Genomic DNA, 12,004 nt, shown 5'->3' with positions numbered 1-12,004 from the left:
ATGTCTAGAGTTGCATTGGGGCTGGCGTATGACGGCTCCGCCTGGCAGGGTTGGCAGACACAGCCGCATCGGCAAACGGTGCAGGACACGCTGGAGGCCGCCCTGGGCAGTTTTTGTGGTGTGGAAGGGCCGGTCGCGACCATCTGCGCCGGCCGTACGGACACCGGTGTGCACGGCGCGATGCAGGTAGTCCATCTGGACACCGAGCTCGATCGCCGGATGGAATCCTGGGTCCGGGGGGTGAATGCCTTCCTGCCACCCAGTATTTCGGTCCAGTGGGCGCAGCCGGTATCGGACGAATTCCACGCGCGATTTTCCGCGCGCGCCCGCACCTACGTTTATCTGTTGTGGCGCGGCCGCGTTCGGCCTGCGTTGTGGGCCGGGCGGGCTGGCTGGTGTTTTCAGCCGCTGGACGTCGATGCCATGCGGGCCGCGGCAAACGCCTTGCTGGGCGAGCATGACTTTTCCAGCTTCCGTTCCTCGCAATGCCAGGCCAAGCATCCCGTGCGTCATCTCTACCGGCTGGACATCGATGAACGCGGGCCGTTCCTGGTGTTCACCCTGAAGGCCAATGCCTTCCTGCATCATATGGTGCGCAACATCATGGGCGCACTATTGCAGATCGGGCAAGGGCGCGAATCGGTGGACTGGATGGCGCAGTTGCTGTCCTGGCGCGACCGCAAGCGGGGCGCGCCGACCTTCGCGCCCGATGGGCTGTACCTGTCCGCCATCGATTATCCGGAAGCGTTCGGCCTGGATGAGCTCGACGGGGGATCGCAGTTGCTGTCGCCGTTTACTCAAACCTATTAGGGATGTCGCCGGCAACGGCGATGCCTGTCCATATCCGATGGAGGCTCTTGCCATGCAACGCCGCGCGTTTTTGAAGCAGACCGCCCTGGGCGGCGCCGCCCTGGTCGCTCCGGCGTTCGCGCAGGAAGTCCCGTCGACCGAGGAAAACGCCAGCGCTGTCCCGTCGGAACCGCCGTCGGCTCCGCAAGAGGCTCCGGCCAGTCCGCCGCCCGCTCCGGTGGCCGCGCCCGAAGCGCCCGCGGTGGTGGCAGCCCCATCCAAAGTCGCATGGCGGCTGGCCTCCAGTTTTCCCAACGAGTCTCCCACCTTGTTCGCCGGCGCCGAAGACGTGGCGCGTTACGTGAACGAGGTGACCGACGGGCGCTTCAGCATCGAGATCTTTCCCGCCGGCGACCTGGTGCAGCCGGGCCAGGTGCTGGAAGCCGTGCAGCACCGCGTCGTCGATTGCGGCCATACGGCGTCGACCCGCTACTTCGATATCGACCCGGCGCTGTGCTTTGACGCCGGCGTGCCGTTCGGCCTGAACACGCGGCAGATGAATGCGTGGATGACGCAGGGCGAAGGCCTGGCGCTCACGCGCGTGCTGTTCGACAAGTACAACATCCTGAACTTTCCCTGCGGCTATACCGGCGCGCAGATGGGCGGCTGGTTTCGCGGGGAAATCAAGACCGTGGACGACCTGCGGGGGCTCAAGGTGAAGGCCGGCGGGTTCGCCCGCCATGTGCTGGCGCGGATGGGCGCGACGCCCGTGGACGTTCCGGTGGCCGAAGCCTATGGCGCGCTGGAGCAGGGCGTCGTGGACGCCGTGGCGTGGATCGGCCCGTACGACGATGAAAACCTGGCTCTCTATAAAGTGGCCAGGAATTACTATTTTCCGGGCTGGTGGGCGGGCACGCTGCAGCTGTCCTTGTATGTGAACCAGGACGCCTACGACGAGTTGCCCAAGCCGTATCAGTCCGCTTTGACGCTGGCATGCCGCATGGCGACTGCCAACATGATCGCCAAGTACGACGCTGGCAATCCGGACGCGCTGCGCCGGCTGGTGTCGCGCGGTGCGCAGTTGAAGGCGTTTCCCAAGCCGGTCCTGCAGGCGAGCTACGAGGCGTCGCTGGCCGCCTACCAGGAAATGAGCGCCAAGGATCCCATGTTCAAGAAGCTGTACGACAGCATGGCGGCGTTTCGTGACAAGGAAACGCCCTGGTTCCGTCTGGCCGAGGGCAGTTTCGACAATCTCGTGGCCACCATGGGCCAGCCCGCCGCGTAGGCGGTGCCTGCACGCCGGATATACTGATTCGACCAGCCGCGCAGGGCGGCCAAGCAAGCGAAGAGTTTCATGCGCACACGCATCAAGATCTGTGGATTGACCCGGGAACAGGACATCGACGCCGCCGTTGCGGCGGGCGTCGATGCGATCGGTTTTGTGTTTTACGCCAAGAGCAAGCGTTGCCTGACGCCGACGCGCGCAGCTCAGTTGCGGCGCATGGTGCCGGCCTTTGTCGACGTGGTGGCCTTGTTCGTGAATGCGCAAGAGGCCGAGGTGCAGGCCGTGCTGGACCAGGTCAAGCCGGAGCTGCTGCAGTTCCATGGCGATGAAACGCCGCAGGATTGCGCGCGCTACGGTCATCGCTTTCTAAGGGCATTCCGTGCCGGCGCGCCCGGCCTGGATACCGCGGAAAGCCTGGCCTCTTCGTGCCGCGCCTATGGCGAAGCCGCGGGCTGGCTGTTCGACAGCTACAGCGCGGGATACGGCGGCAGCGGCCATGGCTTCGACTACACCCTGTTAGACGAGGTGAGGGCCGATCCGGTGTCGCGGCCCCTGATTCTGTCGGGCGGCTTGAACGCAGAAAACGTCGGGCAGGCGGTGGAATTGGTCAGGCCTTGGGCGGTCGACGTGAGTAGCGGCGTGGAGCTTGAGCAAGGAATTAAAAGTTCTGATAGAATCTCGTTCTTCGTTGCTGCAGCGCAAGCGGCAGACGCGAAGCTGAAGGGAAATTAGTTAGTGCAGTGCAGGCGGTTTGAAGCGGTGCGGCAATGCTGAAAAGCGGCGCTTAAAGTTTCTTGGAACAAGTTCCTAAGAACGGACTCTTCAAAACGCGTTGCGCAAGGAAGTTTGAAGGCATGCGAAAGTAAACGCCGCAAATTTCGAAGCGCAATAAATAATGCAAAAAATCTTGTTAGACGATTTGCATAGTTTAAAAAAGCACTATATAATTCTTCTTCTTTGCAGGCGGTTAGCTCAGCTGGTTAGAGCGCCACGTTGACATCGTGGAGGTCGTTGGTTCGATTCCAATACCGCCTACCAAATTCCTGCAAAGTGCTGTCAAGCACGGCAAAGAGAAAGCCGCTAGATCCATGATCTGGCGGCTTTTTTGTTTTCAGCTCGCAAAATGCGGGGAATCGAAGGCCTGGTGCAATGATTAACGCGTCTTCAGATTACAGCCCATTCTTGGGCGCGTTCAGGATAAGGCGTAACCCCAGCGCGGAAATGACGCCCGCAGCACCTCTATCTATCCATTTCTTCGCGCGCAAATAAACTTCTCGCGGGCCTTTGGTCGAAAAGCAAAGCGCCACGATGGCATACCAGCCGAACTCGACCAGGAATACCAGCGGCGGCAGCGCGAAGTAAATCCATGCCGGCGGGTGCTGGGGCAGCAACGCGGCGAAAATGCTTCCATACCAGATCGCAGTTTTGGGATTGCTTAACTGGGTCGTCAGTCCGATCCAGAAGGAACTCCGTCCATTGCGAGAGGCCACGGCGGCGCCACCGGGCAAGGCGAAAGGTTGCTTGGCGCTACGCCAGATCCGGCCAGCGATGTGAAGCAGATAGGCGCCGCCTGCGATTTTCAGCGTGACATAAAGCCATTCCACGCTTTGCAGCAGAGAATACAGGCCCGCCAGCGCCAGGCCGGCGAACAGCATGCCGCCTGCGCCCATGCCGAAGGCCGAGGCCAGGCCGTCCCAGCGGGACTGGCCGATGGCCTTGCGCGCGACGATGATGAAACTTGGCCCGGGCAACATGGCTCCGAGCCACAGTGCACCGAGAATCGCGAGTATGGATGCGAGAGGAGTCATGATCGTTTGGGAGGCTGAAGCCGCGGGAGGCTTTGATTCTTCCACGAAAGCCGGACCCTGCAAAGGACGGCGCAGCGCTTGCCGCTGGCAGACGTCTTGCAGTTTTTGTATCAGCCGCCTGCCAGCGCCGCCGACGCGGCGAGCCCCTGATGCGTCACCCGCGGCGCTGCCTGTATTGGCGGCGACGGCTCATCCCGCAGGCGAAACACGCCCACGGCTTGCAACAGTTCGGCCGCCTGTGTTTGCAAGGCGGTAGAGGCGTCCGCGGCTTGCGCGACCCGGGCCGCATTCTGCCGGGTCAGCTCGTCCATCTGGGTCACCGCCTGGTTGACTTCGTCGATGTCAGTGGCCTGCGCGCGTCCCGCGTCGCCGATCTGGCTGACGATGCCGGCCACGCGCTCGATACTGGCCACGACTTCGCGGATCACGTGGGCGGCATGGTCGGCCTGGCGGAACCCGTCGCCGGTCTTGGTCAGCGAACCGTCGATCAGGCCGCGGATTTCGCGCGCGGCGCTGGCGCTGCGTTGCGCCAGCGCGCGCACCTCGGTGGCCACGACGGCGAAGCCACGTCCGCTTTCGCCGGCGCGGGCCGCTTCCACCGCCGCGTTCAAGGCGAGGATGTTGGTCTGGAAGGCGATGCTGTCGATCAAGCCGGTAATCTCGGAAATCTTCTTGGCCTCTTGCTGGATTTCTCCCATCACGGCCGCGACGCCGGCGACAGCCGTGCTGCCGGTGTCGACGATGCGCCGGGCTTCGTCGCTCAGTTCACGGGCATGCTGCGCATTGGTGGCGTTGTCGTGGACGTTCGCCGCCAGGTCGCGCATGGATGTCACGGTGCGCTGCAGCGAATCGGCCTGGGTGCGGGTGCGTTCCTCCAGTTGCTGGTTGTCCTGCATGATGTCGCGCGACGCTGCCGAGAGGGCGGTTGCGGTGGTCCGGACCCCGCTCATGGTCCGGTGCACGGCATCCATCGTGGCTTTGAAGCTCTGCCCCAGGCGGCTATCCATGCTCAAGCCGCCGAAGCGCAAGTCGAACATGCCGGCCTCGCGGCCTATATGCGCGCTGAGCCGGGCCAGTTCCTCGGCTGCTACCGCGGCCCGCTCCATTTTCCAGGCCAGCCAGCCCAGCGCGGCGGCCTGCACCACCACGTAGACCGCATGCAGAAGCACCATGGGCAGGCTGGGTTCCGTGAAGCAGATCGTCCCGTAGCCCCACTGTTGCAGGAAATTGAACGACAGGTGGTGCAGCGCGATGACCACTGCCGCGCACAGGATCGTGCGCCAGTCGCGATAGGCCAGGAGCAGTGAGAGCAGCACGAAAATGCCGAAATGAATCTCGGCCATGCCGGACATCAAATGGATATGGAGCGCGGCCAGCACCATCAGGCCACAGGCGACGGTCAAACGCGTGCTCAGCCGGCCGGGTCGCCAGAGTATCAGCAGCGAGGGAATGCCTGCGCCGGCCAGGCCGACTGCGATGGCGGCGCCCCAACGCCCGTACTGCGGGGCCATGCACAGTCCGACGGCGAACAGCAGCCAGAGCAGGGGCAACATTGCCCGGTCGGTCCGGCGGTACGAGTCTTCCAGCAAATCGCTTGCGTTGCGCATGGCATTTCCTCGCGACGGAAAGCGCGGAACCCCGCGCGCGTACGATTTTTATTCAATAATTCCAATTTGTGAATATATATTCCAATTTATTCATATTTGTCCCAAATACGCCACCGACCGGGCCGGGGCGTCGGAGCGCCGCCGCCGACTTGCGCAGCGCGTTTGAAGCGACTGGAAAACCTGGGATATCCTGCTGCCCATCATGATGAGAGTACTGTGGCTCTGCCTGGGTTGCCTGATGCTGGCATTGGGTGTGATCGGCGCGTTTCTGCCCGTCATGCCGACGACCATATTCCTGATCCTGGCGGTCGCCTGCTTTTCGCGCTCTTCGCCGCGGCTGGAGAAGTGGCTGCTGGATAGCCCGACCTACGGTCCCGCGCTGCGCGCCTGGCGGGACCAGGGCGCCGTGTCGCGCAAGGGCAAGACCTACGCCTGCCTGGGCATGGCCGTGGGCTACGTGCTGTTCTGGTGGGGCGCGCATCCGTCGTGGATGCTGGCCGTCGCCGTCGCCGTGTTTTTCCTGGCCAGCGCGGCCTACGTCGTTACGCGGCCGGCTCCGCAAGGGCCGCAAGCCGGCAGCGGCCAGGCCCCCCAATAGCCGCCAGCGTCAGTGCGAATGGCGGGGATCGCCCCGCGTTTCCACCACTTTCAGGTACAGCGTCGCAGGCTCCAGGCAGCCGCCGGTCGAAAGCTGACCGACCAATTGCCGGTAGAGTTCTTGCCAGGGCGTCTGCGAAGCCGGCGCCTGGTACGGCGGTTCCAGCTTGCGGCGTTCCATTTCGGCTTCGTCCACCAGCGCGGTGACCGAACGCTGGTTCAGGTCGACACGGATGCGGTCGCCCGTGCGCAATAGCGCCAGGCCTCCGCCCACCGCAGCCTCCGGAGACATGTTCAGGATGGACGGGCTGGCCGAGGTGCCGCTCTGGCGGCCGTCGCCCAGGCAGGGCAGCGAGTCTATGCCGCGCTTGAGCAGATGCGAGGGCGGGGCCATGTTGACCACTTCGGCGCTGCCCGGGTAGCCCACGGTGCCGGCGCCGCGAATCACCAGGATGCAATGCTCGTCGATGTTCAGGGCAGGGTCTTCGATGCGCGCGTGGTAGTCCTCCGGGCCTTCGAAGACGATGGCACGCGCTTCGAAGGCGTTCTCCGAACCGGGCTCCGACAGGTAGGCGCGGCGGAAGGCTTCGCCCACGACCGACATCTTGATGATCGCGCTGTCGAAGAAATTGCCGGACAGGACGATGAATCCCGCGCGGTGCTTGAGCGGCGCGTCGCAGCTGCGGATGACATCGGCATTGTTGGTCTTGGCCGTGGCCGCGATCTCGCCGATGGTCTTGCCGGACACGGTGCCGCAATCGGTATGCAGGCGGCCGGCCGCCGCCAGTTCATGCAACACCGCCGGGACGCCGCCCGCGCGGTGAAAGCCCTCGCCCAGATGCTCGCCCGCAGGCACGCAGTTGACCAGCAGCGGCACGTCTTCGCCCAAGCGCTGCCAGTCGTCCAGGCTCAGGTCTATGCCAGTGTGGCGGGCGATGGCGATGAGATGCGGCGGGCAGTTGCTGGAGGCGCCCAGCGCCGAGGCCACGACGATGGCGTTCTCGAAAGCCTGGCGCGTCAGGATATGGGACGGGCGCAAGTCCTCGCGCACCATGTCGCAGATGCGCAGCCCGGTGGCGTAGGCCATCTGGCCGCGTTCGCGGTAGGGCGCGGGAATGCTGGCGCAGGTGGGCAGCGACATGCCCAACGCTTCGGCCAGCGAGTTCATCGACAGCGCCGTGCCCATGGTGTTGCAGTGGCCGATGGATGGCGACGACGCCGTGGCCAGCGTCATGAAGCCTTCGTAGTCCAGCTTGCCCGCGGCCATCAGGTTGCGCGCATGCCAGATGACGGTGCCGGAGCCGACGCGCTGGCCGTCGTGCCAGCCGTCCAGCATCGGTCCGCCGGACAGCACGATGGCGGGAATGTCGACGGTGGCCGCGGCCATGAGGCAGGCGGGCGTGGTCTTGTCGCAACCGGTCGTCAGGACCACGCCGTCCAGCGGATAGCCGTGCAGGATCTCGACCAGGCCGAGGTAGGCCAGGTTGCGGTCCAGCGCGGCGGTGGGGCGCCGGCCCTGTTCGGCCAGCGGGTGCACGGGAAACTCCATGGGGATGCCGCCCGCGTCGCGGATGCCGGCCTTGATGCGCTCGGCCAGCGCCAGATGATGCCGGTTGCAGGGCGCCAGGTCGCTGCCGGTCTGGGCGATGCCGATGATCGGCCGCCCCGATTGCAGTTCCTGGCGCGTCAGGCCGTAGTTGAGATAGCGCTCGACATAGATGGCCGTCATGTCGGCGTGCGCCGGATCATCGAACCACTTCTGGCTGCGCAGTTTGCGGGGAGTCTGGGACATGGGATTCTCGTTTACAGCGGTTGCGTGGCGGCCCGGCGCGCGTCCGGGCCGCAAAAGGCCTAGTTGCGCGCCTTCTGGATTTCGTCGTTGAGCTGCTTGACCAGCTCGGGGCCGAGGTCCTGCGTGTACTTGTCGACCACCGGCTGCACCTTCTGGCGCATGCGCGCGATCTCTTCGGGCGATACCGTATTGATCTTCATGCCAGCCTTCTCCAGCGTGGTCATGGCCTTCTGCGAATCGGCGCGGCTGTCCTGGCGTTCAAAGTCGCGCGAGGATGCTGCGGCCTGGCGGATCAGCTTCTGTTCTTCCGGCGACAGGGTGTCCCACCATTTCTTGGACGCCAGCACCACCCAGGGCGTGTAGACGTGGCGAGTAATGGTCAGATAGGGCTGCACCTCGTAGAACTTGCTGCTCTGGATGGTGGTGATGGGGTTTTCCTGGCCGTCCACGGTGCGGGTTTCCAGCGCGGTGAACAGTTCGGAGAACGGCATGGGCACGGCGTTGGCGCCCAGCGTGTTGAAGACGCCCAGCGCGATCTGGTTCTGCATCACGCGCAGCTTGATGCCTTGCAGGTCTTCCGCGCGCGCGATGGGGCGCTTGGAATTGGTCATGTTGCGAAAGCCGTTTTCCCAATAGACCAGGCCGACGATGCCCTTGGCTTCCAGCTTCTTCAGCATGTCCTGACCCATCGGGCCGTCCAGCACGGCGTCCGCTTCCTTTTCGCTGTTGAAGAGGAAGGGCAGGTCGAACACGCCGAACTCCTTGACCATGCCGGCCAGGGGCGCGGTGGATCCCACCATCATTTCCTGCACGCCGCCCACCAGCGCGCTTTGCATCTGTTCGTCCGAGCCCAGGTTGGCCGAGCCGAAGGTCTTCATCTTGAGCTTGCCGCCGCTGATTTTTTCCAGCTCCTGCGCCAGGTGGCGCGCGGCGCGTCCCTGGACGCTTTCCTCGTTCAGGCCGTAGCCGAAACGGATCAGGCGCGGTTTGACGTCGGCGGCGGACGCGACGCCGGCGATAGCGCAGGACAGCGCCGTCGCCAGGACAAGCATGCGGGTCTTGAAACGGGTGATCATGGTGCTCCTCCTTGGGGGTTTTTCTAATGCATCCAGCGTGCGGGGACGGTGATCAGCTCGGGGAAGATCACCAGCAGGACCAGCAGCAGCGTGTAGGCGACGACGTAGCGCCACACGCCCCTGCAGATGGTTTCCATATTGATGCGGGCGACGCCGCAGACCACGTTGAGCACGGTGCCCACCGGCGGCGTCAGCAGGCCCACGCAACCCACCATGACGAACATCACGCCGAAATAGACCGGGTCGATCCCGGCCTTGGTGACCACAGGCATCAGCACCGGCGCCAGGATCAGGATGGTGGGCGTCAGGTCCATCACCGTGCCTACCAGCGTCAGCAGCACCAGCAGGGCGAACATCAGCAGCTTGGGCTGGTCCAGTACGGGTTCCAGCAACGCGATCAGGTCCTGCGGCATGTCGGCCAGGGTGATCATGTAGGACGAGACCATGGCGGCGGCCACCAGGAACATGACGATGGCGGTGGTACTGGCGGCGTTGATGAAGAGCGGCGCCAGGTCGCGCACGCTGATTTCCCGGTAGACGAACAGGCTCACCAGCAACGCGTAGACCGCGGCGACGACGGCTGCCTCGGTCGGCGTGAAGATGCCGCCGCGCAGGCCGCCGATGATGATGACGGGCAACATCAGGGCCCACAGCGATTCGCGCAGCGCCTTCCAGCGCTTGCTCCACGGCTCGCGCGGCGAGGGCTTGATGCTGCCGTGCTTGCGCGCCACCCAGGTCCAGACCGCAACCAGGGTCAGGCCCATCATCAGCCCGGGCGCGATGCCGGCGAAGAACAGCTTGGTGATCGACACGTTGGTGGCGACGCCGAAGATGATGAACGAGATCGAGGGCGGAATGATGGGCGCGATGATGCCGCCGGCCGCGATCAGCCCCGAGGCCTGGCCCGCGTCGTAGCCTCTTTCGCGCAGCATGGGAATGAGCAGCGAGCCCAGCGCCGCGGCGTCGGCCACGGCCGAGCCGGACAGCGCGGCCAGCAGCACGCTGGCGAAGATGGCGACATAGCCCAGGCCGCCCTGGATGTGGCCCACGAAGGTGCTGGCCAGATTGACGATGCGGCGCGAAATGCCGCCGGCGTTCATCAGTTCGCCGGCCAGCATGAAAAGCGGCACCGCCATGAGGGTGAAGCTGTTGGCGCCAGACAGCATGTTCTGCGCCAGGATCTGGGTATCGAAAAAGTCCAGCTGGAACATCATGGCGATCGCGCTGAGCAGCAGCGCGAAGGCGATAGGCATGCCGAGGGCGATCAGCCCCAGCAGCACGAGCAGGAAGACGGTCAGGATCATTGCGGGCGTCCGGGCGGGGTGGGGGAGTTGGAGGCGGAGCCGTCAGACCAGCGGGTCTTCGGGGCTGGATTCCGCCGGCAAGGGCCCGCCCGCAAGGACGCGCACCAGATCGATCAAGGTCAGGATGCCCATGGCGGCAGCCGCATAGAGCGCCGCGGCGTTGAACACCGCCAGCGACATGCCGGTCACAGGCAGCACCGTGTCCAGGCCGATGACGGTCTGGGTCCAGCTGCCCTCGGCCATCAGCCACAGCACCCACAGCGTCAGCAACTGGCAGAACACGTGCGAAGCGCGGCGGGCGGCGGGGCCGAAGCGTTCCACCAGCATGGTGACGCCGATGTGCTGATGCGAGCGCAGCGCTATCACCGAACCCAGGAAGATCATCCAGACGAAGGCCAGCCGGGAGATCTCGTCGGAGACGTTGATGCCGGAATTGAACAGGTAGCGCAGCGCGACGTTGCCGAACAGCAGCACCACCATGACGGCCAGACAGGCCACCATCAGCCAGGTCTGCAGCGCGAAGCACCAATTGGCGGCGCGGGCCAGCGGCGTGCCGCCAGGCCGCCCCGGGGGGGAAGCTTGCATGCTTGTCTCCTATCCGTTTCCCGGAATTTTTTAGGGTTATGCTGTGCGAAATGTTAGCGCTAACATTTTGCGTTTGGCAAGCCCCAGTTTTTTACGTCAGACTACGCGCTCAACAACCGATGCCGAGGACCGATGTCCATCCGTAAACCCCGCAGTTCACGCGCCGGCCGCGTCACCATGCAGGATGTCGCGCGCCACGTGGGCGTGAGCGCGATCACGGTATCGCGGGCGTTGCGCACGCCGGACAAGGTGGCGGAGGAACTGCGGCTGCGCATCGCGCGGGTGTGCCAGGAACTGGGTTACGTGCCCAACCATGCGGCCAGCGCGCTGGCGTCGGCGCGTTCGCAGACCATCGTGGCGCTGATTCCGTCGCTGAGCAACGTGGTGTTCGTCGACATCATCGCGGGGATCAAGGAAGAGCTGGACCGGCACGGCTACCACATGCTGATCGGCGTGACCGGCTATGCGCCGGACGAAGAGGAGGCTCTGCTGCGCAAGTATCTGCAGCACGCGCCCGACGGCCTGATCCTGACCGGCATCGACCACAACCCGGGCGTATGGGACCTGCTGGACACGCAGCGCATTCCCACCGTGCACACGATCGAGACGCTGGACGGCGGCCAGCACATGAGCGTGGGCTTTTCGCAGTTCGATTCCGGCTATGCCGCCGGCCGCCATCTGGTGGAGCGGGGCTACCGCCGTATCGGCATCGTCGGCGCGCAGCTGGATCCGCGGTCGCTGCGCCGCTGCGAAGGCTGCCGCCAGGCGCTGCGGGATGCGGGCCTGTATGACCCGGCTCTGGAAATCATGACGCCGGAGAAATCATCCATCGGCCTGGGAGCCTCGCTGCTGGAAGCGCTGCGCGCGCGCCATCCCGACTGCGACGCGCTGTTCTTCTGCAACGACGACCTGGCCCAGGGCGCGGTGTTCCAGTGCGGAAGGCTGGGCGTGCCGGTGCCGGAACGCATGGCCATCGTCGGCTTCCACGACGTGGCGGGCACGGCCTGGACCACGCCGCCGCTGTCGACCATCGCCACGCCGCGCTACCAGATCGGCGTATCGGCCGCGAACCTGTTGATGCGCCATCTGGCGGGCGAAGCCGTCGCCGAGCGCCATGTGGACCTGGGCTTCAAACTGGTCCAGCGCGAGACCAGCTGAACG

General features: G+C 64.8%; 11 protein-coding genes and 1 tRNA gene. 6 read left to right on the top strand and 6 right to left on the bottom strand.

Translation table 11 applies throughout. The features are described from left to right. The 4 genes from truA to IAG39_RS20650 all read left to right on the top strand — a co-directional run bounded on the left by truA (position 1) and on the right by IAG39_RS20650 (position 3,112). Positions 1 to 810 (top strand): tRNA pseudouridine(38-40) synthase TruA, encoded by an 810-nt coding sequence (truA, locus tag IAG39_RS20665; protein WP_118933334.1) that lies wholly within the window; start codon positions 1 to 3, stop codon positions 808 to 810. Between the two features lie 52 nt (positions 811 to 862). Then, positions 863 to 2,074, top strand: coding sequence for a TRAP transporter substrate-binding protein (locus tag IAG39_RS20660; protein WP_118933333.1), 1,212 nt, complete (start codon positions 863 to 865; stop codon positions 2,072 to 2,074). Positions 2,075 to 2,143: 69 nt separating this feature from the next. After that, complete coding sequence (locus IAG39_RS20655) at positions 2,144 to 2,806, top strand: phosphoribosylanthranilate isomerase (RefSeq protein ID WP_118933332.1); 663 nt, start codon at positions 2,144 to 2,146, stop codon at positions 2,804 to 2,806. A 229-nt stretch (positions 2,807 to 3,035) separates the two neighbouring features. After that, a tRNA-Val gene (locus tag IAG39_RS20650) sits at positions 3,036 to 3,112 on the top strand. A 131-nt stretch (positions 3,113 to 3,243) separates the two neighbouring features. Here IAG39_RS20650 and IAG39_RS20645 read toward each other — a convergent pair. After that, positions 3,244 to 3,882 carry a LysE family translocator gene (locus IAG39_RS20645; RefSeq protein ID WP_118933331.1) on the bottom strand — a complete coding sequence of 213 codons (639 nt, stop codon included), beginning with the start codon at positions 3,880 to 3,882 and terminating at the stop codon, positions 3,244 to 3,246. Between the two features lie 110 nt (positions 3,883 to 3,992). Next, positions 3,993 to 5,489, bottom strand: a complete 1,497-nt coding sequence (locus IAG39_RS20640; protein WP_223283421.1) for a methyl-accepting chemotaxis protein — start codon at positions 5,487 to 5,489, stop codon at positions 3,993 to 3,995. Positions 5,490 to 5,691: 202 nt separating this feature from the next. Here IAG39_RS20640 and IAG39_RS20635 point away from each other — a divergent pair, with 202 nt between their 5' ends. Continuing rightward, on the top strand, positions 5,692 to 6,087 hold the full coding sequence (locus IAG39_RS20635; RefSeq protein WP_118933330.1) for a YbaN family protein: 396 nt from the start codon (positions 5,692 to 5,694) through the stop codon (positions 6,085 to 6,087). Between the two features lie 9 nt (positions 6,088 to 6,096). Here IAG39_RS20635 and IAG39_RS20630 read toward each other — a convergent pair whose 3' ends face one another. The 4 genes from IAG39_RS20630 to IAG39_RS20615 are packed head-to-tail and all read right to left on the bottom strand — an operon-like array spanning position 6,097 to position 10,843. Next, positions 6,097 to 7,878, bottom strand: coding sequence for an IlvD/Edd family dehydratase (locus tag IAG39_RS20630; RefSeq protein ID WP_059380510.1), 1,782 nt, complete (start codon positions 7,876 to 7,878; stop codon positions 6,097 to 6,099). 59 nt (positions 7,879 to 7,937) lie between these two features. Further along, the gene (locus tag IAG39_RS20625; protein ID WP_059380511.1) at positions 7,938 to 8,954 is read right to left on the bottom strand and encodes a TRAP transporter substrate-binding protein; all 1,017 of its coding nucleotides are present in this window, start codon (positions 8,952 to 8,954) and stop codon (positions 7,938 to 7,940) included. Between the two features lie 23 nt (positions 8,955 to 8,977). Next, entirely contained in the window at positions 8,978 to 10,258 is a 1,281-nt protein-coding gene (locus tag IAG39_RS20620) for a TRAP transporter large permease (protein ID WP_118933329.1), read from the bottom strand. Positions 10,259 to 10,300: 42 nt separating this feature from the next. Beyond that, complete coding sequence (locus IAG39_RS20615; protein ID WP_118933328.1) at positions 10,301 to 10,843, bottom strand: TRAP transporter small permease; 543 nt, start codon at positions 10,841 to 10,843, stop codon at positions 10,301 to 10,303. Positions 10,844 to 10,975: 132 nt separating this feature from the next. Here IAG39_RS20615 and IAG39_RS20610 point away from each other — a divergent pair, with 132 nt between their 5' ends. Continuing rightward, a complete protein-coding gene (locus tag IAG39_RS20610; protein WP_118933327.1) occupies positions 10,976 to 12,001 on the top strand; it encodes a LacI family DNA-binding transcriptional regulator in 1,026 nt (341 codons plus the stop codon). The last annotated feature ends 3 nt before the right edge of the window (positions 12,002 to 12,004 follow it).

Origin of the sequence: Achromobacter xylosoxidans (genome assembly GCF_014490035.1) — a bacterium.
In the GTDB taxonomy this organism is placed as follows: Bacteria; Pseudomonadota; Gammaproteobacteria; order Burkholderiales; family Burkholderiaceae_B; genus Achromobacter; species Achromobacter bronchisepticus_A.
This window is presented reverse-complemented; position numbering and strand designations above follow the sequence as displayed.